Here is a 26,363-nt window from a genome sequence, read left to right on the forward strand (position 1 = left end):
AAGCACGCGGACGAGCGGGGCGGCGGAGGTTCCAATGAGCAACTGTCTCAAGAGTGAGACAGATCGGCCCTGCAATCAGTTCAGTCCGGCGCGCTCCATGCGGCGATAGAAGGTCGCGCGGCCGATCTTGAGGCTGCGCGCTGCAGCGGCGACATTGCCGCCGCACCGGGCGAGCGCCTGACGCAGTACGCGTCGTTCTGCAGCGGCAAGCGGGTCCTCTTCGGGCAGGCCGAACAGATCGGCGAGCGGCACGGGCGCAGCCGCGCTGACTCCGGCGAGCAGCGCGTGGTGGCGCGCGGCGCGGCTCGCCCCGATCACCAGATCGTCGCGATCGACCGCCACCATCGCGGCCTGGCCATGTGTCTGCTGGTCGAGCAGGACGATGCGGCAATCGCTGAACGCATCGGCGAACATCAGCCGCTCGACCGAGCCCGCCGCGTCCTGCAGCGCGGCCATCACCAGCGCGGTGGTATCGAGGTCGTGGTCATAGCGGTTGGTCGAGACGTCGAGAGCCGCGATGATCCCCCCGTCCGCGCCGTGGATCGGCACGCCCATGCAGCTCACCTGGGTGTTGCTGCTGAGGAAATGCTGGTCCTTGAGGATCGCGACGGGGCGGTCCTCGACCACGCAGGTGCCGATGCCGTTGGTGCCTTCCGCGGCTTCCGACCAGCATTCGCCGGCGACGAGCCGCGCGCGGTCGAACATCGCGGCATCGCCATCGGTCATCCGACCTTCCAGGATCAGGCTGTTGCCGTCGGTGAGCAGCAGGCAGCGCCCGGTGCGCACGATGCTGCGCGCAAGCGTGTCGAGCACGGGCCGGGCATGGTGGAGCAGCCGGGCATTGGCCTGCCGCGCCTCGGCCAGCCGCACCGCATCGAGCCGGTCTGCGGCCGGGCCATGCGCCGGGTCGAGCCCGTGGCGCAGCGCCGATCGGCACCAGGAGGCAGCCAGCGAGGATTGCGCCGCCGCAGCGGGGGAGGCGATGGCCGACCGGATGACGGCGGCGTGCTGTTCGGCCTCTGCCATGATGGCTCAAGGCTATCATGCGACCCCTTGCGTCACAAGCGGACGCGAGGGGTGCGCGATCTCAGAAGCGATTGACCAGATTCTCGCAATATTCCTGACGGCCCGACTTCAATTCGGGCGCGCTGTTGGCGCTTACGGCGCGGTCGGCGATGGCCGCAAGCGTCGTGCCTTCGGCATGGATCATCTGGCCGAGTTCACCCTTCCACCCGGCATAGCGCTCGGCGCGGAACGCCTCGAGCCGGCCATCCTCGATGATCGCGGCGGCGCGCAGCAGCGAACGGGCGATGGTGTCCACCCCGCCGATATGGCCGTGGAAAAGGTCCACCGCGTCGATCGACTGGCGGCGCACCTTGGCATCGAAGTTGAAGCCGCCATTGCCTAAGCCCCCTGCGCGCAGCACCTCGAGCATGGCAAGCGTCAGCTCCTCGACCGAATTGGGGAACTGGTCGGTATCCCAGCCATTTTGCGGGTCGCCTCGATTGGCGTCGATCGACCCCAGGATGCCGAGCGCGCGCGCCATGGCAATTTCATGCTCGAACGTATGGCCGGACAGGGTGGCGTGGTTGGCCTCGATATTGACCTTGACCTCGTTCTCCAGCCCGAAGCGCTTGAGGAACGCATAGACGGTCTGCGTGTCGAAATCATATTGATGCTTGCTCGGCTCGTGCGGTTTGGGTTCGATCAGGATCGTGCCGGTAAAGCCGATGCGGTACTTGTGATCGACGACGAGGCTGAGGAACCGGCCGAAATTTTCCTGCTCGGTGCCGATCTCGGTGTTGAGGATCGAATCATAGCCCTCGCGCCCGCCCCAGAGCACATAGTTCGCGCCGCCCAGGCGATGCGTCGCGTCCAGTGCATCGCGCACCTGCGATGCGGCCCAGGCATAGACTTCCGGATCGGGATTGGTCGCCGCGCCCGCCATGTAGCGCGGGTGGCTGAACAGGTTGGCGGTGCCCCAGAGCAGCTTGCGGCCGTGTTGCGCCTGCAGTGCCTCGAGATGATCGACGGCCTCGGCAAAGCTGCTGCGGAAGTCGCCGATATTCTCGGCATCGGCCATCACGTCGACATCGTGGAAGCAATAGAAAGGCAGGTCGAGCTTCTCGACAAAGGCGAGCGCCGCCTCGCGCTTGGCGGCGGCGTTCTTGGCGTCCATCGGCCCTTGCAGCCAGGGGCGGTTGAAGGTGCCCGCGCCGAACACGTCGCTGCCCGGCCAGCAGAAGCTGTGCCACATGCACACGGCAAAGCGCAGATGGTCCTCCATCCTTTTGCCCATCACCACCCGGTCCTTGTCGTACCAGCGATAGGCGAGGTCATTGGTGCTGTCGGGCCCTTCGTAACGGACGGTGTCGAAGGCGGCAAAATATTCGGCGGACATGCGGGTTTCCTCTCAGATCGTTCTTATGGCGGCATAGGCGGCGCGGAAGCGCGCCAGCCTGGGCGCCAGCCGCTCGGCCAGCTCGGGATCGGGCGCAATGCTCTCGCGCACCGGCGAGCGGGTGCAGACGCTGGCAGGATCGGCGCCGGTGGCGGCGATCTGCGCCAGCCGCGCCGCGCCCAGCGCCGGGCCGACCTCACCGCCGTCGAGATAATCCAGCCGAACGCTCAGCGCCGATGCGATGATGCGGCCCCACCAGGTCGATCGCGCGCCGCCGCCGATCACCGAAAGGCTCTCGATCCGGGTCCCAGCGGCCTGAAGCGCGGCCAGGCCATCGCCATGCGCGAAGGCGACGCCCTCCAGCACCGCCGCCGCCATGCGCCCTGGGCTGCTGTCATGGCCAAGGCCCAGAAAGGATCCGCGCACATGCGGGTCGTTGTGCGGTGTGCGCTCGCCCGACAGATAGGGCAGGAAGAGTTCGCTGCCCTGACCGGCGCCAGCCTCTTCGGCGGCGGCGAGCAGATCGGGGACGTCGAGGTGCATCATCGCCGCGGCCCAATCGAGGCACACGGCAGCGGACAGGTGCACGCTCATCTGGTGCCACAGGCCCGGCAGGCAGTGGCAGAAGGCATGCACCGCGCCATCGGGATTGGCCCGCAACCGGTCGGTGGCGACGAAGATCACGCCCGAGGTGCCGAGCGAGAGCAGCGCATCGCCATCGCGCACCACGCCGACGCCGACTGCGCCTGCCGCATTGTCGCCCGCGCCGCCCGCCACCGGCACGCTGCCCATGCCCCAGCGCGCCGCAACCTCGGGCAGCAGCGTGCCACCGATAGCGCTGCCTTCGACCAGGCGCGGCATCTGCGATCGGTCGAGCCCGGTCGCGGCGAGCAGTTCGTCCGACCAGTCGCGCCTTGCAACATCGAGCCAGAGCGTGCCCGCGCTGTCGGACATGTCGCTGATCTTCTCGCCGGTCATCACCAACCGGACATAATCCTTGGGCAGCAGCACGCTGCGGGTCGCGGCGAATATTTCGGGTTCGTGCGCGCGCACCCAGGCGAGCTTGGGCGCGGTGAAGCCGGGCATCGCGATATTGCCCGCGATGCTGCGCAGATCGGGCACGGCAGCCTCCAGCGCGGCGCATTCGGCATGGCTGCGCCCGTCGTTCCACAGGATCGCAGGCCGCAAGGGGCGATCGTCTGCACCCAGCAGCGTCGCACCGTGCATCTGTCCGGCAAGGCCCACCGCCTCGACTCGCGCGCGCAGATCGGCGGGCAGCGCGAGCACTGCCGCTTGCGTGGCGTTCCACCAGGCCGCCGGGTCCTGTTCGGACCAGAGCGGGTGCGGGCGCTGCACGGTGAGGGCAGAGCTGGCATGGGCGATGACATGACCCTTCGCGCCCAGCAATACCGCCTTGACCCCCGAAGTGCCGATGTCGATGCCCAGAAACATACGTTCAGCCCCGCGCGTCTTCCAGGATCAGCTCGGCCGCGCGCTGGGCCAGCGCGATCGCGGGGCCATTGGTGTTGCCCGAAACCGGCGTCGGCATGATCGAGCAATCGACCACGCGCAGACCTTGCAGGCCGTGTACCCGGCAGCGCGCATCGACCACCGAGTTCGCGGCATCGGTGCCCATCGAGCAGGTGCCGGTGCCGTGCAGGCCGCATTCGGTCATCTTGCGCACCTCGGGGATCAGGGCGTCCTCGTCCTGGATCGCAGCGCCGGGCATGCGCTCATCGCCGATATAGGGCGCGAGCGCGGGCATGCTGGCGAGCCTGCGGAAGAGCTTGAACAGTTCGAGCGCCTTTTGCTGGTCATAAGGGTCGGACCACATTTTCGGGTCGACCACCGGCGCGTCGCGATGGCTGGGCGAGGTGAGCGTGACCGTGCCGCGGCTCTTCGGGCGCAGGTGATAGCCCGAGAAGGTGAGGCCGGGCCGGTCGGTCAGCGGGCTCCCCGGCCGTTCGGCCATCTCGTTGATCGTGCGCATCGCAAAGGGCGCCGCGGCCACCTGGAATTCGGGCCAGTCGTCGAGCCCCTCGGTCGAGATCAGCCCGGTGATCGGCATGCCGACGCGCGCCAGCGGGCCGGTGCGGGTGAGGAAATAGCGGATCGCGTTGCGATAGAGCCGCCAGCCGAGGAATTCCCGATTGTTGCCGGGATTGTTGTGGAGGTCGAACGAGACGCCCATCTTCTGGTGATCGGCGAAATTCTGGCCCACGGCGGCCAGCTCGTGCGCGACCGGAATGCCCAGCCGCTGCAGTTCCGCTCCCGGTCCGATTCCTGACAGCTGGAGCAGCTGCGGCGAGCCATAGACGCCCGCGCTGACGATCACCTCGCCCGCCTGGTGCGTTTCCTCCACGCCCTCGCGCTCGGTCACCACGCCGGTGACGCGGCCCTCGGCGACGGTCAGCCGGGTGACGGCAACGGGGTGGATGATGGTGAGGTTGGGGCGGTGGCGGATCGGTTCGACAAACGCCTCATACGTTGACTGGCGCTGGCCGGCGCGATCGACCGTATATTGCGAGCGACCCGCGCCGGTGATGCCGGGCGTGGTGATATCGTCCACCCAGGGCATGCCGCCTTGCGCGAAGGCCCCGGCCAGCGCCTCGAACACGGGGCCCTTGTAGTCGGACGGGGTGATCTGCTGCTCGCCGTCATGGCCGCGACCGGGATGCGCACCGGGCGCGCGGTAGTTTTCGACCTTGCGGATGCAGCGCGCCATCTCGTCCCAGCCCCAGCCGGTCAGGCCCATGGCCGCCCAGCCGTCATAGTCGCCGGGCATGCCGGGCAGATACCAGGTGCCGTTGATCGCCGAAGAACCGCCGAGGCCTCGGCCATAGGCGTGCATTTCCTGTCGTCGGCCGGGCTGCTGTGCGACCGGATAGGCGCGAAAATAGGCGGGATTGCCCATGATCTTGACGAAGCCGCCCGCCATCAGGATGAATGGATGGTCGTTGCGCCCGCCGTCCTCGATCAGGAGCACCTGATGACGCGGATCGGCGCTGAGCCGGTTGGCGAGCACGCAGCCCGACGAGCCAGCGCCCACGATGATATAGTCGAACCGGGCCAAGCCCCTCTCCCCTGGCAGCGCTGCAGAAAACGAGCGCACAATCTAGAACTGTTGTTCTGATTTTTTCAACACCAGCCTTGACCGGCTGTCAAGCGACAATTAGAAACAGCATTCTAATTAAGCGAGGAGAGAGCGATGCTTCCGGTCGAACGTATCATCGGAGAAGAGGGGCTGAGTGCGACGCCCGAAGGGCTGCGCCTGGCCATGCGCCTGCCCTGGTACAGGTCGCTGCCGTTTTCCATTGTCGAGATCGATTCGGTGCACATCGATGGCGCGCCAGTGGACCTGTCCGACGCCAGGGTCGAGTTCGACGGCTCGGTATGGCCGCTCAAGGATCTGGGCGAGCAAACCAATGCCTTCTGGTTCGTCCGCGACAGCGCCTTTCTCCATATCCCCGGCCAGAGCGCCGCGCCCGGCAGCGAGCATGAGGTGGCGCTGAGCATGTTCATCAGCCCGCCCTACATCCCCGGAATGAAGCGCGCCAACACCCAGACGCAGACGCTACGCGTCGCCTGAAGGACCTGATCGACATGACCAACACCGCAACCAGCACCGGCCCGCAGACCGGCGTCACGCTCTATTCGTTCACCAATGCCTGGCTCAACCGCAAGTTCGAGCTGGACGGCCTGCTCAACGAAGTCGCCCGGCGCGGCATGGGGCCGAATATCGAGATCATCGGCTTTCAGAATTTCCGCGAATTCCCCGACGTGTCGGATGAATTTGCCGAGCAGTTCAAGGCGATGATGGCCGAGGCGGGGCTCAACGCCACCTCGTGCGCGATCAACTCGGACCGCTTCCTGCGTCCCGGAGCACAGCCGATCGACGATGCAACCCTGGTCGAATATCACAAGCGCCAGCTGCGCTCGGCCAAGAAGATGGGCTTCAGCCTGGTGCGCTATCAGTTCGCGCTGCCGGTCGAGCTGCTGCCCGAGATCGCGCCCTATGCCGAAGAGCTCGACATCCGCATGGGCGTGGAAGTGCACGCGCCGATGTGGGCCGGTCACCCTGCGGTCCAGGCCTATGGCGAGATGTACGACAAGCTCGACACGCCCTATCTCGGCTGGATTCCCGATTTCGGCGGCACGGCGAGCCGCATCCCCGAATCGATGCTCAACGCCGCGCGCGCAAAGGGCGCGAAGGAAAGCCTGCTCGACAAGCTGAAAGAGGTCTGGGTCGAGCCGGGCATGAGCCACGAAAAGGCCGGCCGACTGCGCGAATGGGCGCTGAAGGAGGGGCATGAGCCCGACCATATCCAGGCCGCCAGCCTCGCCTTCTTCATTCTGTCGAACCACGACCCCAAGAGCTGGGCGGCTTTGGTTGACCGCACCATCCACATCCATGGCAAGTTCTACGGCATGGGCGACGATGGCCGCGAGGAAGCGATCGATTACGAGACCATTCTTCCGCTGTTCCGTGACGGCGGCTTCACCGGCACGCTGGTGAGCGAATGGGAAGGCCATGCCTATCTGGGCGATGACGGCTTCGATCAGGTCGAAAAGCACCAGGCGATGTGCCGCCGGATATTCGCCGGCCATTGATCCGGTCCTGACGAAAAAAGGGGCGCGGGCCTTGCGGTCCGCGCCCCTTCTCTTGCCATTCGCTCAGAACATCGGGTGCGGATTGGCGGACCTGGTGGGGATGGGCTGCAATATGTCCCAATGCTCGACGATCTTGCCATCCTTCAGCCGGTAGATATCGGCCACCGCCGCGCCCGGCGTGGCAGGATCTCCGCGCCCGAACAGATGGATCGCCGCCAGATCGCCATCGACCAGGATGCGCTTCACTTCAAAGCGCGCCTCGGGCCGGGAAAACATCGGCGTCAGCGCCTTGATCGCCGCCTCCCGGCCATCGGCTATCCCCGGATTGTGCTGGATATAGTCCGGCGCGACATGCCTTTCGAACGCCCGGCGCACGTCGCGCTCGGTATAGAAGATGCGCGCAAAATCCTCGACGATCGCCCGGTTCGCCTCGGTCGGGCTGGCCAGCGGCGCGGCCGTGCAGGCGTATGTCAGCGCGGCGGCCAGGGCGAGGAAAAGGGTCTTGTTTCGCATCATGCTGTTCCTTCCGCCGGTGCCGTGCGCAGGGCATCGACCTTGTCGCGATTGATCCTGAACGTGCTGACCAGCCACGCCATCGCGCCGCCCGCCAGCGTCACCAGCGCCAGCACGAACCAGGCGAGCGCATCGACCTTGTCCTGCGGCATGGCCTCCACGGGCAGGCCGACCGGAAAGTCGATCACGCCGAGGAACGATCCCGCCAGCAGCGCTACCGCGCCGCTGCCCAGTTGCAGGCCGATGAACATGAAGCTCGAGACCAGCCCCTGGGCGGGGCGTCCGGTGTCATAGGCGTGCTCGTCGCCGATCTCGTAGGTGATGACGTTGAAGGGCACGACATACAGGCCATAGGCCAGGCCACCGAGAAAACGCAGGCCCGCGATCAGCGCGCCGATTGCAGCGGTTCCGGCAGCCGGGGCAAACCCGCCCAAAGGCAGCAGCACCGCGAGCGCCTGCACCGCAAAGAAGCCGCACAGTCCGATGACCATCGCCTGACGGGTCGAGAACAGCTTGAGGAACAGCGGCGCGAGCAGCATCGCCAGCAGCGATCCGAAGGTCGCTGCCATCAGCAGGCGCGGGGTCCAGCTGGGGTCGAGCTGCCAGAAATAGGTGGCGAGGTGCAGCGAGAGCTGGTTGATCACCGAGTTCACGAACAGCACCAGGAATGCGACCAGCAGCAGCTTGCCGATATTGGGTGTGATGCGGATCGCCCGGACCATCCGCAGCAGCACCGCGATGGGGCCGCTGCCTTCTTCGCTTTTCGGCTTGAAGCTCTCCTGCGCCTCGATCTGGCGCGCGCGGCGATAGGTGCCAAGCGCGCCAAGCAGCATCAGCGTGCCGCCCAGGATCGCGACGAACAGCCCGAAACCGGGATAGGGAGCAGGATTGAGCTGCGCCTTGGGGAAGGCGGGGGAGGCGACGAAGAAGACTTCGAACGCCACCGCCGGGACGGTGAGGATGACGAGCTGGTTGCCGATATTGCGCAGCACCGCGACCAGCCGCCGCTCGACCGTGTCGCTGGTCAGCTCACCCCCCAGCGCATAAGCGGGCACCGTCCAGAACGAGATGCCGCAGCGCGCGAGGAGGCCCCAGCCGAGCAGCCAGGCGAGAATTTGCACCTGCGCTAGGCCTGCTGGCGGCGCGAACACCATGGCGATGCCGATGCTGAACGGCAGGATCGCGGCGAACATCAGGCTGTGCCGTCGTCCGAACCGGGTGCCGGTCAAGCGGTCGGAAAACGCCCCGATCCAGGGATCGACCAATGTGTCAAAGACGATGATCACCGCGATCGCGATGCCGATCAGCCAGCCCGAAAGGCCCACCACCTGCGCATAGAAGAACAGCACGAAGGCGTCCCAGGCGAAAGATTTCACCAGCTCGGGCATGGCGCAGACCATCCATGCCAGACGCTGCGGCCAAGACAGGCGCTGCGCAAGAGGGGGGGCAGATGCCATGGCCTCGTCTCCTGATTCCGGCGCAGCTCTACCGTTGCGCCATTATTAGAATCAGAACTCTAATTAAGCCTTGGCGATTGTCAATCCGCGCGCAGATAGGCCAGGCACATGCGTGCCAGTTCGCGCTTCATCAGGTTCCAGTCATAGGCATGGGCGGACTCGCCGGTCGATCCCAGGCTCAGCTGGCGCGCCAGCGTGGCGAAGATCACGTGATAACCCGACTGCGCCTTGACCTCATGGTCCCTGGCATCCTCGCCGCCGAATTCCGCAGCATGCGCCAGCATGGCCTGGGTCGCATCGGTTTCCGCGCGCAGCGCATATTGCTTGCCCGGGGCCGCAACCAGCGGATCATGTTCGGCGCGCATCATCGTGAGGCGCAGCAAGGGGGCGTGCTTGCGCAGCACCTCGGCATAGCCTTCGACATATTCGAAGACGAAGCTGGCCAGATCCGCGCATTCGGTGCTCAGCCGCTGGACCATGGCGGCTTCCTCGGCGGACTGTTCCTCCAGCGCCTCGGCGATGACGCCGCGTACCAGATTGTCCTTGCTCTCGAAGCGCAGATAGATCGAGCCGATCGACACCTGGCCGCGCTCGCTGACTTCCTGCAGCGTGAATTCCTCGCTGCCACGCTCGAGCATCAGCTCGCGTGCGGCTTCCAGCATGCGCTTGAGCGATGCCAGCGAGCGGCCCTGTTGCGGTTTGCGGCTGACATCGGCGACCGCAAAGCCGTTCGCAGCCTCCTGCTTCTTCTTCTTCACGCTGCCGGGCATGGCGCGGCTCCTTGCGTGCAGAAAGGGGAGGGCAGGGGCAGGTTTGGCATCAAGTTTTCCGTCATCGCACCTTTACGTGGCAGCCGACATGCGGCGAAGATTGACTTTGTGCAACCGCGAAATGCGAGTCAAGGTTCCGAAGCCAGCATGCCGTTCACGTCAAGCCAGCGGTGAAAACCGTAAATCCAGTCGGTGCTGGTGGTTCCGGCGCGCCCGAGGCCGAAGCCATGACCGCCATTTTGCAGGAAGTGGAACTCGACCGGTGCGCCGGCCTTGCGCCATCCATCGACCAGCGCAAAGCCATCGCGGGCGAACAGCGGATCGTCCGCCGCGATCAGCGCGAACATCGGCGGTGCCTTGGCGGGCATCGCCACCGCAGACTGCCGTCCATAGATCGGCGCGATAAAGGCAGGGCGTGCATCGGGCGCATCGGCGGACATCACCGACAGCGTCAGGAAGGCGCCGGCCGAAAAACCCATCATGCCGGTGCGCCTGGGGTCGATCCGATATTCGCTAGCCTGCATCAGCACATGGCGCAACGCGGCCTGTCCGTCGGCCAGCGCCTCGGGCGGGGTGTCGGCGGGCGGACGGAAACTGGCCTGGCCCTTGCCGGTTCGCACCGCCACCAGCTCGCGGCGGAAGATCGCAGGGTCGGCCGGCGTGGGCAGCACGCGATATTTCAGCACAAAGGCCGCGATGCCGTGATCGGCGAGCCAGCGGGCGACGCGAAAGCCTTCATCCTCGATCGCGAGCCCCAGAAAGCCGCCTCCGGGCGCCACGATCACCGCCGCACCGGTCGCCGATTTGGGATCGGGCAGGAACGGGGTGAGTGTGGCCTGGCTGATGTTGCGCACCTGCAAGGCGCCATCCTGGCGGAACCATTCTTCCTTCGGCTGCCCGAGGCCGGTGCGGAGGACGATTTCACCGGGATAATCGGCGCGTGCCGCATCGCTGAACTGGAAGGCAGGAGTGTGTTGCGCCTGGACGGGCAGGGCGAGGGCCAGTGCCGTTGCACAGACGAGCGCGCGCAGCATCATGCCCTGACCACTTGCGGACGTGCAGCAAGGCTGGTGACAATCGCCAGCACCGCGCCGCCCAGCGCGACACAGCCGGCGATCAGAAATGCGCCCTGCATCGATCCGGCGCTCGCATCGATCATGTGAACCATCCGTGGCGACTGCGACTGGCCCAGGAAGAACGAGGCTGTCCAGATGCCCATGCCGGTGCCGCGATGGTGATAGTCGAACTTGGTCTGCGTCCAGTTGATCAGCGAAGGCACCGCCATGCCCGCGGCGGTCTGCTGCACGATCAGCGCAGCGGCCATGATTACGGGCGTATGCGCAAGGCCCATGCCGGCCAGGCCCAGCCCCATCAGCGACAGGAACGTTCCCAGTTGCACCGCGTGGCTCCGATCCGACAGCAGCTTGAACAGGGCAGCGCCTGCCAGGATGAAGAATTGCGGGATGAAGATGATCGCGGCGTAATTCTGCGGCTCGGTTACGCCCACCTCGCGGAAGACCAGCGCGCCGTTGATGATGAACACGTAATAGAGCATCGAGCAGAACAGCGTCACCGAAGCGACCTGGATCAGGCTGATCAGCGGGAAGGGGGTTTTCCGCCCGTCGGGCGCAGCGGCGATGGTGACGCCCTTGTCCGCGGCCTTTTTGGGCTCGAACAGCCAGACAAACATCGCTGCCCAGATGGGGAAGGCGACGAGATAGACCAGGAACACGCCGTTCCACTGCACGGTCGTGGCAAAACCGACGATCAGCGCGACGAACCCAGCGAGGAAGGGGCCGAGCAGCCCCTGCAGGAACAGCCAGTTCTTGCGGCCTTTGTCGTCCCAGTAATCACCGATCAGCGTGTTGACGACAGTCAGGATTCCCGCCTCGGACACGCCGAGCAGCAGCCGCGAATAATAGATATGATCAAGGTCGTTGAGGAACAGCGGCGCGGCACCAAACACGCCATAGAGCGCGGTGCACAAGAGCAGCAGCGAACGACGTCCGTAGCGGTCGACCAGCAGCCCCGCGAACGGCGCGATCAGCGCCATGGCCAGGCCCGGCGCGCCGATCATCGCGGGCACCTTGGCGCGCGCCTCGGGATCATTGGCGAAATGCTGGATCATAGCAGGGACCGCAGGCCCCATGGCGACGATCGCGATGATCGGCAGGAACGCCGCGAGCACCACGATGACGCCCTGCGGCTTGAGGGTAAGGTCCCGATAGAAATTGGCCAATGCCTGCACTGCTCTCTCCTGCCGCCGATCCGGCTGATTATTAGAATATGCATTCGAGTTTATGGCGCGTTGCTGCTCCGGTCAAGCCTCAGCTTTGCCCGGAGCAGCCTTGCGCACAACCTGCCTTGACGAGCGCGATCGGTACAAACTAGAATATGAATTCGAAAATGACAGGCAGGAGCGGATCGACGATGCGGCGTTTGCGAATGGGATTGATTGGTGGCGGCCCAGGCTCGTTCATCGGGCCGATTCACCGGATTGCAGCGGAAATGGACCGTGAGATCGAGCTGGTCGCAGGGTGCTTTTCCAGCGATGCCGGGCGCAGCCGCGAGGCGGGCGAAAGCTATCGCATCGATCCGGAGCGCGCCTATCCCTCGCTCGACGCCATGTCCGCGGGCGAAAGAGCGCGCGAGGACGGGATCGATTTCGTCAGCATCGTCAGCCCGAATCACCACCATCTGCCCGCTGCGCGCGCGGCGCTCGCCGCAGGCTTCCCCGTCATCAGCGACAAGCCCGCCACCGCGACCTTGGCCGAGGCGCAGGAACTGGCTGAATGCGTCTCTGCCGCCGGGCTGCCTTATGCGCTCACCCATACCTATACCGGCTATCCGCTGGTGCGCGAGGCCCGAGCCAGGATCGCGGCGGGGGCGCTGGGCACCATCCGCAAGCTGGTAGTCGAATATCCGCAAGGCTGGCTCGCGGGCGAGGCGGTGGGCAAGCAGGCCGAATGGCGCACCGATCCTGCGCGCTCGGGCCCGGGCGGGTGCATCGGCGATATCGGCACGCACGCCTTCCAGCTGGCCGAGTTCGTTACCGGGCTGAAAGTGGTTGAACTGCTCGCTGATCTGGCAGCAGTGGTGCCGGGCCGTCCGGTCGACGACGATTGCACCGTCCTGCTGCGCTACGACAATGGTGCGCGCGGCGTGCTGCTCGCCAGCCAGATCGAGGTTGGCGAGATGAACGGGCTGCGCATCCGCGTCTATGGCGACGAGGGCGGCCTCGTCTGGCGGCAGGAAGTGCCCAACACGCTCACCCTGCACAGCCTGGATGGCCGGACCGAGATCGTGCATGCCGGCGGCCCTCAACTCGGCCCCGATGCCGCCAGCCGCACGCGCACGCCGACCGGCCATCCCGAGGGCTATCTGGAGGCCTTCGCCAATATCTATCGCGATTTCGCGGGGCTGCTGCGTGGCGAGCCTGCGCCGCTGCTGCCGGGCATCGAAGATGCGCTGCGCGGCATGAGTTTTGTCGACACTGCCGTCCGTGCCAGCCGGGAAGCCTCCGGCTGGGTGCCGCTCACCGTTTGAAAGGAATCCCCATGAAGACCATCAAGGGCCCGGCGATCTTCCTCGCCCAGTTCGCGGGCGATGCTGCGCCGTTCAACAGCCTGGAAAGCATCGCCGACTGGGTCGCGGGCCTGGGCTACAAGGGCATTCAGATACCGAGCTGGGACGAGCGGCTGTTCGACCTGACGCTCGCTGCGGAAAGCCAGACCTATTGCGACGAGATCAAGGGCATGCTCGCCGACAAGGGGCTGGAGATTACCGAGCTGTCGACGCATCTGCAGGGCCAGCTGGTCGCGGTGCACCCGGCCTTCGACGCGCAGTTTGACGGCTTTGCCCCGGCATCGGTCCACGGCAACCCCAGGGCGCGGCAGGAATGGGCGGTGCAGCAGGTGAAGAATGCCGCGATCGCCAGCCGCAAGCTGGGGCTGAACGCGCACGCGACCTTTTCCGGCGCGCTTGCCTGGCCCTATTTCTACCCCTGGCCCGCGCGGCCCGCAGGTCTGGTCGAGGATGCGTTCGACGAACTGGCGCGCCGCTGGAAGCCGATCCTCGACGTGTTCGACGAGAATGGTGTCGATGCCGCCTATGAAATCCATCCGGGCGAGGACCTGCACGACGGCGTGACCTTCGAGATGTTCCTCGAGCGCGTCGGCAACCATCCGCGCGCCAACATCCTCTACGATCCCAGCCATTTCGTGCTGCAGCAGCTCGATTACCTGGCCTATATCGACATCTATCATGAGCGGATCAAATGCTTCCACGTCAAGGATGCCGAATTCCGCCCCAATGGCCGCAGCGGCGTCTATGGCGGCTATCAGTCCTGGGTCGACCGGCCCGGACGCTTCCGCAGCCTGGGCGACGGACAGGTCGATTTCCCCGCGATCTTCAGCAAGATGGCGGCCAATGACTTTGCCGGCTGGGCGGTGCTCGAATGGGAATGCGCGCTCAAGCATCCCGAACAGGGCGCGGCCGAGGGCGCACCGTTCATTGCGAAGCACATCATCCGCGTCACCGAGCATGCGTTCGACGATTTCGCGGCGGGCGGTGCCGACCGGGAACTGAACAAGCGGCTGATGGGGATCGACTGAGCCCGGCGCATCCGAGACGAGAAAAAAGCCCTCCGGAATCGCACGATTCCGGAGGGCTTTTTTCTGCCAGCAGGCGATCAGGCGGCGAGCGCCAGGTCCTTGCTTGCCGTCATCGTCGGGATGAAGGGCAGGTACGAGATGCGCTTGCGCACCGCGACGGTCACCTTGTGGTCGCCGGGGGCAAGCTCTGCGCCCAGCACGGTAATCAGCGCCTTCTCACCGAAATTCCAGCGATTGTCGTAGCAGGTTTCCATCTCATCGAGCGTGTAGGTCGCCTCGCGCACGGTGAAGCGCACGGCCTCGCGCGGATAGGTGGTGCCGTCGACGGTGACGGCAACGTCCTCCACCATCGACAGGCCGAGGCCGCGATAATAGGGCAGGCGTGCCTCGAGCGCGAAGCCACCCTCGACAGCCTTCAGGCTGCCTGCGACGATCATCTTGTGGTCCATCATGGTATCAGTCTCCTCAGGCGGCCAGCGGGGTCTTGAGCGCGGGGGTTTCGGTCTCGCCGAGCAGCCGGGCCAGCATCACCTGCTGGCGAAGGACCTGTTCGACCGAGTTCGGCTCCTCATGGTCCTCGATCCAGCGATTGCCCTCATATTCCGAGCAGATATAGCCCTTGTAGCCGCCCTGTTTCAGCACCCTGACGATCTCGTCATAGGGGATCGAGGGTTCGACATAATCCTCGGTCATCTCGTAGAACTTGCCGTGGATATTGTGGATGCGGTGCATGTAGTCGAGCATGCGCTTGGGTTCGAACGCGGCATTGTGGCGCAGCGTCTCGGCCATCGCGATGGCCGGGCCGGTGCCGCCCATCTCGCGCACGTCGAGAATGACGTACTCGGACAGCACGCGGTCCTCATAGGCCTTTTCGATATAGTCGGCGATGTTCTTCGGCACGCCCAGCCGCATGAACTTTTCCTTCCACACGCGCGGGAAGCGGAACAGGAACATGCCCATGTCGGGCAGAAAGCCCAGCGCGTCCGAGCCCGATTTTTCAAAGGCTTCCGCATGGCGGATGATCCAGGGATGGTCGAAATGCAGCGGCGCGTGCACCTCGATCAGGATCTTGATGCCCTTTTCTTCGGCATAGGGCGCAGCGGCGACCAGCACCTCGGGCGCGATCGAGACCAGCGCGCGGATGAACTTCATGCCCAGCAGCGCACCGAAATCGATGTCCTTCTTGACGCTCGCGACCTGCTCCTCGAACGGCATCGGGCGGCCCTTGTAGCGCTTGTAGTCGAGCATGAAATCGTGGCTGACGCCGACCCCGCCATAGCGCTTCATGCTTTCGTGGAAGGCGGCGACATCGGCTTCGTTCACGCCGCATTCGGGCCAGCCCCAGAAGCTCTGCTCACCGATCACCTCGATGCCGTTCGCACCCAGCTCGCACGAGATCCGGATGCAGTCGTCGCGGGTCAGCGTGCCGTCAAAGGTATCGTTCTGATAGGAATAGAGGCTGACGCCCCTTTTGATGTCATAGGTCATTTGGGTCCTCTCCACTGGGATCGCACGGGTCGAATCGGAAGAGGGCAGGGCCGCGCTGCGGCGGTTTGCCAATCCCCTCTCCCTGGGGCCGAAGCCTTAATTAGAACCAATATTCGTATAATTTTCCTTCGAGGTCAACCCCTGAGATTCGGCGGATTCCAGCCGGATTCGACGGATTGACAGAATTAGAATTATGATATCTATTCAGTAGAAACATGCAGAACGGGAGAGAGAAGATGACCATCCGTCGTCACATGATGGGCGCTGCCGCCGCCATGGCTTGCGGAGCGCTGTTCCTGCCATTCACCGCGCAGGCCGAGACCGCCGACCAGCGAGTCGCCACACTCGAGAAGGAACTGGCCACGCTGCGCCAGGTCGCCTCGGTCGCGCAGGATCGCGCCCAAGTGGAAAACCTGTTCTCGCGCTACATGTATCTGCACAACGCCTTTCGCGACACCGACATCATTCCGCTCTGGGCCAGGAAGGGCACGCCCGACGTGCGCGCGCAATATTCCAACCTCGGCGTCTACACCGATTGGGACAAGATCATCTCCTATCACCAGGGCCGGCCCGCGCCTCGCGGCAAGCTGATCATGCACTATGTCACTACGCCGATCATCGAGATTGCCGGTGACGGCCAGACCGCCAAGGGCCTGTGGATCGTCAACGGCATCGAATCGGGCCTGGTCGATCCGGAGCATGCCAAGAACATGCCCGCCTGGATGTTCGAGAAGGAGCTGGTCAACGGCAAGAAGGTGTGGATGCACAATGTGTATCTCAAATACGGCATCGACTTCATCAAGCAGGATGGCGAGTGGAAGATCTGGCATTTCCACTGCTTCGAAGTCGCCCGCGCGCCCTACGGCATGGGCTGGATTCCCTTCGCCGCCGCTGCCCAGGATGACTCGTTCAATGTCGACCTGATGTATGTCGGCGAGGATGGCAAACCGGTGTTCATGCCGCCGGTCGATGGCCCTGCCACGGTCATGGGCAACATGTACCGCACCGACACCCCCCAGCGGCTCGAGGCGCGTCCGCCCGAACCCTATCGCACCTTCAGCGAAACCTTCGCCTACTGACTTTGTCTCAACGAAAGACCAATTCATGCCCTTCGAACTCAGCGTAAACCTGGAATACATGTTCCACGAGGCCGGCGACCGGCTCGAGGACCGCATGGCCGCAGCGGCCAGGGCGGGATTCCGCAAGGTGGAAATCTTCACCACCGCCAATCGTGACGTGCCCAGCCTCAAGGCCGCGCTGGCAGAGACGGGGTGCGAACTGCTCGCCACCGTCACCGATCCGCGCATCGCGCTGGTGATGGCCGATCAGCACGAGCGCTTTCGCGAGATGTTCGCGCAGGCAGCTGCAGAGGCAGCCGAGCTGGGGGCGACGAATATCGTCGTGCCGTCGGGGATCGCGGTGCCCTATATGAAGCGTCCGGCGCAGCTCGACATCGTCGCCGGGGCGATCGCCAGCGTCGTGCCAGTGGCCGGGGCGCATGGCCTGACCATCCTGCTCGAGCCGGTCAACACCCGGGTCGACCATCCCGGCGTGCTGTTCGGCATGACCGAGGATGCGGTCGCGGTGATCGAGAAGATCGGCAGCCCGCAGGTCAAGCTGCTCTATGATCTCTATCATTCGACCACTGAGCGCGAGAACCCAGCCGAGGTCCTGCCCAAGGTCGCGCATCTGGTCGGCCATATCCAGATCGCCGATGCGCCGGGACGGGCTGAGCCGGGCACCGGTCAGATCGACTGGCCTGCGATGCTGAAGTTGATCGAAAGCGTCGGCTATACCGGTGCGCTGGGCCTCGAACTGACCCCCAGCACCAGCGATACCGCTGCAGCGCTGACGCATATCCGCGCGCTCGCCGCCTGACGGCCAGCCGCTCCAACGCGCTTCCCACTCGGGGTGCCCCGGCCACGGGCACCCCCTTTTTTGCTTTTGGGCGCTAATCGGCGATGACCAGCCGGTAGCCCGCATCATAATCCGGCTGGTGCAGCAGATGCCCATAAGCGCGCTGCCATTCCCCGGTTTCCAGATCGCCGCGCAACCGCTCTAGCCCGCTACCGACATCGTCGATCGACCAGAACGACGAACTGCCCGAGCGGACGCGCGCGTCGAGATAGGCGTGGGGGCGAACCCAACAGGCGTAGAGAAAGCCGTCGCTGCAATCGCGCGGGACCGGCACCGGCTCGATCCGCACGGACCCAAGCCAGCGGGCATAATCGGTCAGGGAGGGCATCTGCGCCTCATCCAGCGCCGACAGCTGCGGAAAATAGTCGGTCAGCCAGGGGCGGGCGCCGGGGTCGAAGGTCAGGATGACGATCGGACCGCGCGTTACCCGGCGGATTTCGCGCAGGCCTGCCTGCTTGTCCGGCCAGTGATGGATGGTGAGGACGGCCATGGCCGCATCGAAGCTGCGGTCTGGGAAAGGCAAGCTGTCGGCGCTCGCCTGCACTACGGGCGCCGCGCCAGGCGACCGCTTGCGGATCATCTCGATCGATGGCTCGACCGCCGTGACATCCCGGTCGGATGGTTCATAGGATCCTGTCCCCGCGCCGATATTGACGACCGTGCGAGCCGGCCCGAGCGCCTTTGCGATGCGCGCGCCGATCCGGGGATCGGGGCGCCGCAGTTCGGCATAGTTGAGACCGATGGTGTCGTATTTCGCGTCCATACGGGCTTTCTAGAACAGCCCCTGCGGCACCGACAGCCCTTTCCGGTGAGCGCTCAGATGCTGGATGGCGTCAGGCCGATTTCGCCTTCTTCCTCGTCCGGGCTCCGTCGGGTCTGGGCATTCGGCCATGCCAGCACGATGCCGATCTGCGCGAGCAGCAGGGTGATGATCCCGCCATAATAGGTCCAGCGGATCGCTGCGCGCGCACCATCGGTGACTGCGGCGGGATCATAGCCGGCACCGGCCAGGATGAAGGCGATGCCCGCCGTACCGAGCGCCATGCCGACTTTGGTGGCAAGGCTGACGCCCGCGGACAGCAAGCCCTCGCGACGCACGCCGAATTGTGCCTCGTGATAATCCACCGTCTCGGCGATCATCGCGAAGGCGGCGGTGGTGGTGACCGACGTGGCAAGGCATGCGGCAATGTAAATGGCAAGAAACACCGTCGGCTGGCCTTCGACCAGCGGCAGGATGGCGAACAGCAGCGCGGCGATGCCGAGCATCGCAACGCAACCGTTGCGGATGCCGGTGCGGGCGAGGATGGTGGGGGCGACGAACGCCGAGAGCAGCAGCATGCCCGCCACCGCCGGCAGCATCACGCCGATCATCCAGGGCGCCTGCATCACATCGATCGCGAAATAGGCGGTAATCGCCATCATTCCGCCAAAACGGACGAAATAGACCAGGCAGAACAGGAAGGAGACCAGCCAGGCGCGGTTGCGCAGCATCTTGCCGATCTCCGGCAGAATGGAGAAGCGCGCAGACGCGTCGTCGACCACCCGCTCCCGGCAGTTGCGGAACAGGGCGAGGATGCAGAGCATCGACAGCACGCTGAAGATCGCGGCGGCGGCGAGATAGCCGCCGGGTTGCTTTTCGCCGCCATAGGCCGCGAGGATCGGCTGCACCGCTGCTGTGCCCAGAACGACGCCCACCGAGGTGCCGATCGAACGCATTCCGCCCAGCTTCAGACGATCGCTGCGGTCGCTGCTCATCATCGGCAGCAGCGCGCTATAGGGGATGGAGCCGAAGCTCATCACGATGCCGAGCAGCTTGAACGTGATGAAGGCATAGGCAAGCTGGGCGGTCTGGTTCCAGCCGGCAGGCACGGCGAAGGTCGCGACGAACAGCAGGGCATAGGGCAGGGCGGTGAACAGGAAATAGGGGCGGGTGCGGCCCCAGCGGCTCCGCGTCCGGTCGACGGCAATGCCGACACCCATGTCGATCACCGCGTCCATCAAACGCGCCACGAGGAAGATCGTGCCGACGGCCGCAGCGGGCAGGCCCACGACATTGACATAATAGAGCAGCAGGAAGCCGCTCGCCATGTTGTAGGGCAGGCTGTAGCCCATATCGCCAAAGCCATAGCTCAGCTTTTCGGTCAGCCGCAAACGTGTCCCGGACATGGTTCCTCTCCCCATGCAGCGGCACCGATCGGCCTTGCGGCCTGGATCGCCTGGCAGCTCCGACTGGCTGCTATTTATTAGAATGCTGATTCGTATAAAGCTGCGCGATATGGCTTGGCAACGCATTTTTTGCATAGCCTGTTGCGCGAATGTCAAAGGCGCGGACTGGTTTCTGCTGCAACCACGGCGCGCTAAATGGCGGTTTTCCGTTGATCAGGGCAAAGAGCATTCATGAAACGGATTGTCTCGGATAATTTCAATCGATTGGGCTAAAGCTTGACACCGCGAGGTCGATATATAAAATCATCATTCTAGTTTTAGTCGTTCTAATCACGCCGTCATAAGCGGGCAGATCCGCAGGCGGGCCTTTGAGGGGAGGATTGCCGAGATGCACTCACACGCCATTCGTGCTGCGCTGTTGCTGGGGGTCGGCGCGATAGCGCTCGCAGCGCCTGCTCATGCGCAGGACGCTACCGAAGTCGATGCCGACAAGGAAATCGTCGTTACTGCGCAGAACCGCGTCCAGAACGTCCAGGATGTTCCGATCGCCATTCAGGTGGTCAGCGGCGAAGATGTCGAAAAGGCCGGGATCAGCGATCTGACCGGCATCCAGCGCCTCGCTCCGGCAGTGCAGATCACCAACGACACCAACCTGACGCGCGTCACGCTGCGCGGCATCGGCACCAACGACAATGCCGAAACGCAGGACGCCTCGATCGTCGTCAATATCGACGGCGAATATATCAACCGCCCGACGGTGATGAACGCATCGCTGTTCGATCTGGAGCGCGTCGAGGTGCTGCGCGGGCCGCAAGGCACGCTGCAGGGGCGCAATGCCACCGGCGGCGCGGTCAACTTCATCACCCGCAAGCCCGGCGACGATTTCGGTTTCAACCTCGCCGCCTCCTACGGCAATTTCGATCACGTGCTGGTTCAGGGCGGTGTCGATCTGCCGATCGGCGATATCGGCGGCATCCGCTTCTCGGGCAGCTATTCCAAGCGCGACGGCTTTTTCAGCCATCCCAATGTCAATGTCCGCACCGGCAATGACAACAGCCGCGCGGGCCGTGTCAGCCTGCACCTGAACCCGATCGATCCGCTGACGCTCGATCTCGCGTTCGAGGTGAGCGCGGTGGACAACATCATCGCCGGCAACGCCTTCGTGAACTATAACAACGGCCTCGGCTCCAATCCCGCTCTGGTTCCCGGACCGGGGTGCAACCAGAATGGCTGGACGAGGATCGGTGCCGATCCGCGCTTCGTGGTCTGCATTCCGCAGAACACCAACGGCCTGGCGACGATCGACCGCAAGAACTATGTCACCTCGGCGCGCGCACCGAGCCGCAACGAGCAGGACTCCAAGGTGGTGCGCGGCAAGATCGCCTATGATTTCGAAGCGGCGACGCTGACCTATACCGGCGGCTATCGCCGTACCGTCGAAGCCTTCGACGCGGCGCTGACCCCGGCCTTTTTGTTCAAGAACTTCGCCAACAACGTCGAAACCCAGAGCCACGAGCTTCGGCTGAACGGCGGCAGCCCGGGCAGCTTTGAATGGCAGTTCGGCGGCTTCTATTTCAAGGAAGATCTGTTCATCGAGCGCGGCCTGTTCAACGGCCCGCCGTTCCTGCCCGCCTTCCTGACCGGCCCCAATGGCGCCTTCATCAACTATTTCCGCCGCGACGTCAGCAGCCGCAGCTATTCGGCTTTCGGCCAGGTCGATATTCCGATCACCGACGAACTGTCGGTGACCGCAGGCGCGCGCTATACCGACGACAGCCGCACCGGCATCTTCCCCTTCTATCCGGGCGGCCTGGGCAACCCGACGTCGCCGCTGTTCAACACCGGCATCCGCCGAATCACCGCCGCGCCGCAGCGCACCGATATTCTCCGCGCCAAGGCGGACAAGCTGACATGGCTGGTCGGCGTCAACTACAAGCCGGATAGCGATACGCTGGTCTATGCCAAGGTCTCGACCGGCTTCAAGGCGGGTGGCTTCGACACGATCGGCCAGTATGCGCCTGAAACCAACACGGCCTATGAAGCGGGCATCAAGCGCAGCTTCGGCCCCAGCACGATCAACTTCTCGGGCTTCTATTACGATTACAAGGATCTCCAGGCGGCCGTTCTTCTGGACAACACCATCGGTGGCCAGGTGTTCAACGCCGGTGGCGCGACCATCTGGGGTCTCGAACTCGATGCGTCGATCAAGGTGTTCGACTCTGGGCGCTTTACCGCGAGCATCAACTATCTGAGCTCGAAATATGATGACTTCCTGGCGTCCTATGCCGTGTTCTGCGCCTCGGAAACGCACCCGACGCTCGGCTGCCTGACCGGCCTTGGCGATCTTGACAGCGACATTACCTCGAACCCGGTGGTCCAGCCCAACCTGGCGGGCAATCGCACCCCGCTGGCGCCGAAATGGGTGGTCGCGGCAGGCTATGAGCATGTGTTCGATCTGGGCAGCGCAGGCACGCTGACCCCCAGCGTCTTCACCCGCTTCAAGTCGGCCTATTTCATGGACGTGTTCAACTTCCGCGATTCGCGCCAGAGCAGCTTCTTCCAGACCGACGCAACGCTCGAATGGCGCGACGAGACCGGCAAGTTCGGCATCCAGCTGTTCGCCCGCAATCTCGAGGACAACCAGCCGCTGACCTATGCCGCCTTCACGGCTGCGGGCAACGACGACATCTACAACTGGCAGTTCAGCGCGCCGCGCACTTATGGCGTGCGCATGCTGCTCGACTTCTGATCTGCACCAGGGGACCCGGGGGCGTATGTGGTGGCCCCCGGATGGGTGCGGATGACGAGAGGGGGCGGGTCCGGTGAGGCGGGACCCGCCCCTTTTTGCGTTCAGTCGGCGGCTGCCGTGAAATCGGCCCCCGCGCCATAGAAGCGCACCAGCCCGTCGCGATCCTCGGGCGCGGATACCATCACGCACAGCTGCACGCCGAAGCGCAGCGGCAGCGGCGCGGGCAGCACGAATTCGCTCAGCTGCCGGTTGTTCTCCGGGCAATAGGGGCGGAACTCTGGTGTCGGTTCGAACGGCACCGGCGCCGAGGGTGGAACGGTGAGGCGCGGGATTAGCTCGATCCGGTCCATCCCGCCATGCTGCATTGTCGCCCAGTTGAGCAGGGCGCCATCGCCGGTTTCCCAAAGCAGGCTGAGCGAATGGAGCGCTACCCGATGGTCGCCCAGCTCGACCGGGGTGGGCAGCGGCCAGTGGAACCACACCGCCTTGCCCGCGCGAACGCGAAAGCTGGTGAAGAAGCCGCGATAGAAGCCCGTGCCATCGGACCAGTCCGCGCCATCGACGGGGCCCAGGAACTCGGGCCCGCGCTCCTGCGGCACCACGGAGGCGGCTGGCACCCAGTGCCGCGCGATGATCGTCATCGCCTCAGCCCCAGGACGGGTTCTTGCCGGGCAGCCACTTGATCGAGCAGCCCGCGCTCGGAACCTGATGCTCCGGCGCTGCCTGGCCTGCCAGCAGCGCATCGACAGCGGCGCGCATGTCCTCGCCGGTCACGGGCACATCGGTGCGCTGCGGCGGTGCGCCCGGCACCGGCGGGTGCGGCAGCTTGGGGCGGCTGGAACAGAACTGGCCGGTATAGAAGAGCGCACGATCGGGTCCGTAGAGGAAGAAATCGGGGGTGCAGATGGCGTTATAGGCCAGCGCCACGTCCTGGCTCTCGTCGTGCAGATAGGGGAAGGGCAGGTCGTGGTCCTTCGCAAACTGCTGCATGTGCGGATAGTCGTCTTCGGGATAGTCTTCCGGCGAGTTCGACGAGATGGCCACCACCTGCAGCCCCCTGGATGCATATTCGCGCGCGAAATCGATAAGGCCGGGCAGCAGGTGCAGCACCACCGGGCAATGGTTGCAGATGAAGGCGACGAGCAGTGCCGGGGCCTCGAACTCTTCCAGCGTGCGAATGCGCCCATCGGTATCGGGCAGCGCGAACGGCGCGGCATGTTTGCCATAATCCAGCTGGCGGGACCATCTCAGCATCGTCTCTCTCCTTTTATAAATAGAATTTGTATTCTGATACGTGATTTTCTAAAGTGGGACAAGACGCACAGGCGCACGGGAGAGGCGGGTTATCATGGAGCGAGAACGGCCCAAGGGCTGGAGCCGCAGGCGGTTTCTGGGTGGCGCGGCGATATTGGCGGCGGTGGTCGGCGTGCCGCTGGCCGCGATCCGGCTCGACCTGTTCGAAGCCGACGAAGCGCCAAGCGAGCGCCAGCGCGAGCTGATGCGCACCGTCAGCCAGATCGTGATCCCCAAGACCGAGACGCCGGGCGCAGGTGATGTCGGCGCGGGCGATTTCGTCCTGCTCGGCCTTGCGCACGGGCTTGAGAAATCGCGGGCGCCGCTGGCCAAGGATGCGCCCGACGCGCTCACGCGCCATGCGCGCAAGGATGGCTCGCTCGACCAGGCGGCCTGGCTCGAGGCCGAGCTCGATGCGCGCGCCAAGGGCGATTTCCTCAAGGCCGCGCCCGAGGCGCAGGCGGGGTGGCTCACCGCGCTCGATGCCGAAGCCTATGCCGAAGGTGTCCGCGAACACCCTTGGCGCACGGTCAAGGCGCTGATCCTGACCGGTTTCTATACCAGCGAGCCGGGCGGATCGCAGGAGCTGCAATTCAACCTGGTGCCCGGCACCTATGACCCCGACGTCCCTGTAACGCCGCAGACCCGCGCCTTTTCGAGCGACTGGACTGCGGTCGATTTCGGCTGAGCGGGAAGGGAAAGACCATGGATTTCGATGCAATCGTCGTGGGCTCCGGCATTACCGGGGGCCTTGCCGCCAAGGAGCTCACCGAGGCGGGCCTGAAAGTGCTGATGATCGAGCGCGGGCGCAATATCCGCCACCAGCAGGATTACACGACCGAGCTGAAGACGCCCTGGGAAATGCCGTTCCGTGGGATCGGCGACCAGGAAATGTACGCGCGCGAGCATGCGGTGCAGATGCTCAACCGGCATTTCAACGAATATACCCAGAACCATTTCGTCAACGATGCGCAGAACCCTTACAGCAAGGCGCAAGGCACCGATTTCAACTGGTTCCGCTCGTACCAGCTCGGCGGTCGCTCGCTGACCTGGGGGCGCCAGTCCTATCGCTGGTCGGATTATGACTTCGAGGCGAACAAGCGCGACGGGCACGGCACCGACTGGCCGATCCGCTATGCCGATCTTGCGCCCTGGTATGACAAGGTGGAGGAGTTCATTGGCGTTTCCGGCGCGAAGGAAGGTCTGAAGCAGCTGCCCGATGGCCGCTTCCAGCCGCCGATGGCACTCAACCCGGTCGAGCAGCATGTGCGCGAGGTGATGCAGGCCAACTGGCCCGAGCGCCGCCTGACCATCGGCCGCACCGCAAACCTGACCGAAGGCAAGGGCGAGCGCGGGGTCTGCCAGAACCGTTCGATCTGTGCGCGCGGCTGTTCCTATGGGGCCTATTTCTCGACCCAGTCGAGCACTCTGCCTGCCGCGATGGCGACCGGGCGGCTCACCGTCATCACCGACGCGGTGGTGGAAAAGCTCGATTACGATCCCGCGACCCGCCGGATCACCGGTGTGCGCTATCTCGACCGCAATACCAGGGAGCGCAAGACCGCGACCGCGCGGATGGTGTTCCTCAATGCCGGCGCGTTCAACTCGGTGCACGTTCTGCTCAATTCGGCCAGCGAGGCGATGCCCAATGGCCTTGCCAACAGCAGCGGCGTGCTGGGCACGCACATCATGGACCATGCCAACACCCTTTCGGCGATCGCGCTGATGCCGGGCTTCGAGGACCGCACCACCACCGGTAACCGTCCCACCGGCGTGGTCGTCGCGCGCTATCGCAACATGGACGCGATGGACGGCGAGGGGCACACGCGCGGCTATTCGTTCCAGGGCGGGGCGCTGCAGAGCACCTGGACCGCGGGCAAGCGCGATCCGGGCATCGGCGCAGAGCTCAAGCAGAAGCTCCAGAAGCCGGGCATGTGGCGGATGGTGCTGGTGGCCTTTGCCGATTGCGTACCGCGCGCGAGCAACCGGCTGACGCTCGATCCCAAGGCGGTCGATGCCGATGGCATTCCGCAGCTCAACATCGCCTTTGCGTTTGGCAAGGAGGAGCGCGCCGCGCTTGCCCAGGCCAAGACCGACGCAGGCGAAATGCTGACCAGGGCCGGTGGCCAGGTCATCATGGGCTTCGACCAGCCGGGGGCGGGCGGCACCGCGATCCACGAGATGGGCGGCGCGCGCATGGGCCATGACCCCGCGACATCGGTGCTCAACAAATGGAGCCAGTCGCATGACATCGCGAACCTGTTCGTCACCGATGGCGCGCAGATGAGCTCGTCGGCCTGCCAGAACCCCTCGCTGACCTATATGGCGCTGACCGCGCGCGCCGCAGATGCCGCCGCTTCGATGCTGCGCGAAGGCAAGATCTGA

At 64.8% G+C, this 26,363-nt stretch carries 24 protein-coding genes; 9 read left to right on the forward strand and 15 right to left on the reverse strand.

Going from position 1 to position 26,363, the window contains the following annotated elements; translation table 11 throughout:
* Positions 1-75 precede the first annotated feature (75 nt).
* The 4 genes from AX725_RS02165 to AX725_RS02180 all read right to left on the reverse strand — a co-directional run bounded on the left by AX725_RS02165 (position 76) and on the right by AX725_RS02180 (position 5,474).
* Positions 76-1,026 (reverse strand): helix-turn-helix domain-containing protein, encoded by a 951-nt coding sequence (locus tag AX725_RS02165; protein WP_060979271.1) that lies wholly within the window; start codon positions 1,024-1,026, stop codon positions 76-78.
* Positions 1,027-1,087: 61 nt separating this feature from the next.
* Positions 1,088-2,401, reverse strand: a complete 1,314-nt coding sequence (gene xylA, locus AX725_RS02170) for a xylose isomerase (protein WP_060979272.1) — start codon at positions 2,399-2,401, stop codon at positions 1,088-1,090.
* 12 nt (positions 2,402-2,413) lie between these two features.
* Positions 2,414-3,853 carry a xylulokinase gene (gene xylB, locus AX725_RS02175; protein ID WP_060979273.1) on the reverse strand — a complete coding sequence of 480 codons (1,440 nt, stop codon included), beginning with the start codon at positions 3,851-3,853 and terminating at the stop codon, positions 2,414-2,416.
* A gap of 4 nt (positions 3,854-3,857) precedes the next feature.
* Positions 3,858-5,474, reverse strand: a complete 1,617-nt coding sequence (locus AX725_RS02180; RefSeq protein WP_060979274.1) for a GMC family oxidoreductase — start codon at positions 5,472-5,474, stop codon at positions 3,858-3,860.
* 135 nt (positions 5,475-5,609) lie between these two features.
* On the opposite strand from AX725_RS02180, the gene AX725_RS02185 reads away from it, so the two are divergent.
* A complete protein-coding gene (locus AX725_RS02185; protein ID WP_060979275.1) occupies positions 5,610-5,990 on the forward strand; it encodes a C-glycoside deglycosidase beta subunit domain-containing protein in 381 nt (126 codons plus the stop codon).
* Positions 5,991-6,004: 14 nt separating this feature from the next.
* Complete coding sequence (locus tag AX725_RS02190) at positions 6,005-7,012, forward strand: sugar phosphate isomerase/epimerase family protein (protein ID WP_060979276.1); 1,008 nt, start codon at positions 6,005-6,007, stop codon at positions 7,010-7,012.
* 63 nt (positions 7,013-7,075) lie between these two features.
* On the opposite strand, the gene AX725_RS02195 is transcribed toward AX725_RS02190, so the two are convergent.
* From AX725_RS02195 to AX725_RS02215, 5 genes are all read right to left on the reverse strand, one after another.
* Positions 7,076-7,525 (reverse strand): nuclear transport factor 2 family protein, encoded by a 450-nt coding sequence (locus tag AX725_RS02195; protein ID WP_067513246.1) that lies wholly within the window; start codon positions 7,523-7,525, stop codon positions 7,076-7,078.
* The gene (locus AX725_RS02200) at positions 7,525-8,982 is read right to left on the reverse strand and encodes an MFS transporter (protein ID WP_208598005.1); all 1,458 of its coding nucleotides are present in this window, start codon (positions 8,980-8,982) and stop codon (positions 7,525-7,527) included. Before AX725_RS02200 ends, AX725_RS02195 begins: the two co-directional genes overlap by 1 nt.
* Before the next feature lie 80 nt (positions 8,983-9,062).
* Positions 9,063-9,752 (reverse strand): TetR/AcrR family transcriptional regulator, encoded by a 690-nt coding sequence (locus AX725_RS02205; protein ID WP_060979278.1) that lies wholly within the window; start codon positions 9,750-9,752, stop codon positions 9,063-9,065.
* A gap of 128 nt (positions 9,753-9,880) precedes the next feature.
* Positions 9,881-10,789, reverse strand: coding sequence for an alpha/beta hydrolase (locus AX725_RS02210; protein ID WP_060979279.1), 909 nt, complete (start codon positions 10,787-10,789; stop codon positions 9,881-9,883).
* Positions 10,786-12,000, reverse strand: a complete 1,215-nt coding sequence (locus tag AX725_RS02215; RefSeq protein WP_060979280.1) for an MFS transporter — start codon at positions 11,998-12,000, stop codon at positions 10,786-10,788. The genes AX725_RS02210 and AX725_RS02215 overlap by 4 nt, the downstream gene beginning before the upstream one ends.
* 197 nt (positions 12,001-12,197) lie before the next feature.
* Between AX725_RS02215 and AX725_RS02220 the strand changes: the two genes are divergently transcribed.
* Positions 12,198-13,298: a Gfo/Idh/MocA family protein gene (locus AX725_RS02220; protein WP_099046538.1), complete on the forward strand. Its 1,101-nt coding sequence runs from the start codon at positions 12,198-12,200 to the stop codon at positions 13,296-13,298.
* A gap of 11 nt (positions 13,299-13,309) precedes the next feature.
* Positions 13,310-14,365, forward strand: a complete 1,056-nt coding sequence (locus AX725_RS02225; protein ID WP_060979282.1) for a sugar phosphate isomerase/epimerase family protein — start codon at positions 13,310-13,312, stop codon at positions 14,363-14,365.
* 77 nt (positions 14,366-14,442) lie between these two features.
* Here AX725_RS02225 and AX725_RS02230 read toward each other — a convergent pair whose 3' ends face one another.
* Positions 14,443-14,817, reverse strand: coding sequence for a C-glycoside deglycosidase beta subunit domain-containing protein (locus AX725_RS02230; RefSeq protein WP_060979283.1), 375 nt, complete (start codon positions 14,815-14,817; stop codon positions 14,443-14,445).
* 13 nt (positions 14,818-14,830) lie between these two features.
* On the reverse strand, positions 14,831-15,853 hold the full coding sequence (locus AX725_RS02235) for a sugar phosphate isomerase/epimerase family protein (RefSeq protein ID WP_060979284.1): 1,023 nt from the start codon (positions 15,851-15,853) through the stop codon (positions 14,831-14,833).
* Positions 15,854-16,089: 236 nt separating this feature from the next.
* On the opposite strand from AX725_RS02235, the gene AX725_RS02240 reads away from it, so the two are divergent.
* Positions 16,090-16,932 carry a nuclear transport factor 2 family protein gene (locus AX725_RS02240; RefSeq protein WP_208598007.1) on the forward strand — a complete coding sequence of 281 codons (843 nt, stop codon included), beginning with the start codon at positions 16,090-16,092 and terminating at the stop codon, positions 16,930-16,932.
* A gap of 25 nt (positions 16,933-16,957) precedes the next feature.
* A complete protein-coding gene (locus AX725_RS02245) occupies positions 16,958-17,731 on the forward strand; it encodes a TIM barrel protein (RefSeq protein WP_060979285.1) in 774 nt (257 codons plus the stop codon).
* A gap of 73 nt (positions 17,732-17,804) precedes the next feature.
* On the opposite strand, the gene AX725_RS02250 is transcribed toward AX725_RS02245, so the two are convergent.
* Positions 17,805-18,533 carry a class I SAM-dependent methyltransferase gene (locus tag AX725_RS02250; RefSeq protein ID WP_060979286.1) on the reverse strand — a complete coding sequence of 243 codons (729 nt, stop codon included), beginning with the start codon at positions 18,531-18,533 and terminating at the stop codon, positions 17,805-17,807.
* A gap of 53 nt (positions 18,534-18,586) precedes the next feature.
* A complete protein-coding gene (locus AX725_RS02255) occupies positions 18,587-19,936 on the reverse strand; it encodes an MFS transporter (protein ID WP_060979287.1) in 1,350 nt (449 codons plus the stop codon).
* 388 nt (positions 19,937-20,324) lie between these two features.
* On the opposite strand from AX725_RS02255, the gene AX725_RS02260 reads away from it, so the two are divergent.
* Complete coding sequence (locus AX725_RS02260; protein WP_060979288.1) at positions 20,325-22,685, forward strand: TonB-dependent receptor; 2,361 nt, start codon at positions 20,325-20,327, stop codon at positions 22,683-22,685.
* A gap of 101 nt (positions 22,686-22,786) precedes the next feature.
* Here AX725_RS02260 and AX725_RS02265 read toward each other — a convergent pair whose 3' ends face one another.
* Both AX725_RS02265 and AX725_RS02270 read right to left on the reverse strand, forming a co-directional pair.
* On the reverse strand, positions 22,787-23,326 hold the full coding sequence (locus tag AX725_RS02265; protein ID WP_060979289.1) for a hypothetical protein: 540 nt from the start codon (positions 23,324-23,326) through the stop codon (positions 22,787-22,789).
* A 4-nt stretch (positions 23,327-23,330) separates the two neighbouring features.
* On the reverse strand, positions 23,331-23,939 hold the full coding sequence (locus AX725_RS02270; protein ID WP_060979290.1) for a thioredoxin family protein: 609 nt from the start codon (positions 23,937-23,939) through the stop codon (positions 23,331-23,333).
* Between the two features lie 94 nt (positions 23,940-24,033).
* Between AX725_RS02270 and AX725_RS02275 the strand changes: the two genes are divergently transcribed.
* Entirely contained in the window at positions 24,034-24,666 is a 633-nt protein-coding gene (locus tag AX725_RS02275; RefSeq protein WP_060979291.1) for a gluconate 2-dehydrogenase subunit 3 family protein, read from the forward strand.
* A gap of 17 nt (positions 24,667-24,683) precedes the next feature.
* Positions 24,684-26,363 carry a GMC oxidoreductase gene (locus AX725_RS02280; protein ID WP_060979292.1) on the forward strand — a complete coding sequence of 560 codons (1,680 nt, stop codon included), beginning with the start codon at positions 24,684-24,686 and terminating at the stop codon, positions 26,361-26,363.

This window comes from Blastomonas sp. CCH9-A1, assembly GCF_001557175.1.
Classification (GTDB): Bacteria; Pseudomonadota; Alphaproteobacteria; order Sphingomonadales; family Sphingomonadaceae; genus Blastomonas; species Blastomonas delafieldii_A.

Coding starts and splice junctions, on each gene's coding strand:
- AX725_RS02165 (WP_060979271.1), bottom strand. CDS start 1,026: ATGGCAGAGGCCGAACAGCACGCCGCCGTCATCCGGTCGGCCATCGCC.
- xylA (WP_060979272.1), bottom strand. CDS start 2,401: ATGTCCGCCGAATATTTTGCCGCCTTCGACACCGTCCGTTACGAAGGG.
- xylB (WP_060979273.1), bottom strand. CDS start 3,853: ATGTTTCTGGGCATCGACATCGGCACTTCGGGGGTCAAGGCGGTATTG.
- AX725_RS02185 (WP_060979275.1), top strand. CDS start 5,610: ATGCTTCCGGTCGAACGTATCATCGGAGAAGAGGGGCTGAGTGCGACG.
- AX725_RS02190 (WP_060979276.1), top strand. CDS start 6,005: ATGACCAACACCGCAACCAGCACCGGCCCGCAGACCGGCGTCACGCTC.
- AX725_RS02195 (WP_067513246.1), bottom strand. CDS start 7,525: ATGCGAAACAAGACCCTTTTCCTCGCCCTGGCCGCCGCGCTGACATAC.
- AX725_RS02200 (WP_208598005.1), bottom strand. CDS start 8,982: ATGGCATCTGCCCCCCCTCTTGCGCAGCGCCTGTCTTGGCCGCAGCGT.
- AX725_RS02205 (WP_060979278.1), bottom strand. CDS start 9,752: ATGCCCGGCAGCGTGAAGAAGAAGAAGCAGGAGGCTGCGAACGGCTTT.
- AX725_RS02210 (WP_060979279.1), bottom strand. CDS start 10,789: ATGATGCTGCGCGCGCTCGTCTGTGCAACGGCACTGGCCCTCGCCCTG.
- AX725_RS02220 (WP_099046538.1), top strand. CDS start 12,198: ATGGGATTGATTGGTGGCGGCCCAGGCTCGTTCATCGGGCCGATTCAC.
- AX725_RS02225 (WP_060979282.1), top strand. CDS start 13,310: ATGAAGACCATCAAGGGCCCGGCGATCTTCCTCGCCCAGTTCGCGGGC.
- AX725_RS02230 (WP_060979283.1), bottom strand. CDS start 14,817: ATGATGGACCACAAGATGATCGTCGCAGGCAGCCTGAAGGCTGTCGAG.
- AX725_RS02235 (WP_060979284.1), bottom strand. CDS start 15,853: ATGACCTATGACATCAAAAGGGGCGTCAGCCTCTATTCCTATCAGAAC.
- AX725_RS02240 (WP_208598007.1), top strand. CDS start 16,090: ATGACCATCCGTCGTCACATGATGGGCGCTGCCGCCGCCATGGCTTGC.
- AX725_RS02245 (WP_060979285.1), top strand. CDS start 16,958: ATGCCCTTCGAACTCAGCGTAAACCTGGAATACATGTTCCACGAGGCC.
- AX725_RS02250 (WP_060979286.1), bottom strand. CDS start 18,533: ATGGACGCGAAATACGACACCATCGGTCTCAACTATGCCGAACTGCGG.
- AX725_RS02255 (WP_060979287.1), bottom strand. CDS start 19,936: ATGTCCGGGACACGTTTGCGGCTGACCGAAAAGCTGAGCTATGGCTTT.
- AX725_RS02260 (WP_060979288.1), top strand. CDS start 20,325: ATGCACTCACACGCCATTCGTGCTGCGCTGTTGCTGGGGGTCGGCGCG.
- AX725_RS02265 (WP_060979289.1), bottom strand. CDS start 23,326: ATGACGATCATCGCGCGGCACTGGGTGCCAGCCGCCTCCGTGGTGCCG.
- AX725_RS02270 (WP_060979290.1), bottom strand. CDS start 23,939: ATGCTGAGATGGTCCCGCCAGCTGGATTATGGCAAACATGCCGCGCCG.
- AX725_RS02275 (WP_060979291.1), top strand. CDS start 24,034: ATGGAGCGAGAACGGCCCAAGGGCTGGAGCCGCAGGCGGTTTCTGGGT.
- AX725_RS02280 (WP_060979292.1), top strand. CDS start 24,684: ATGGATTTCGATGCAATCGTCGTGGGCTCCGGCATTACCGGGGGCCTT.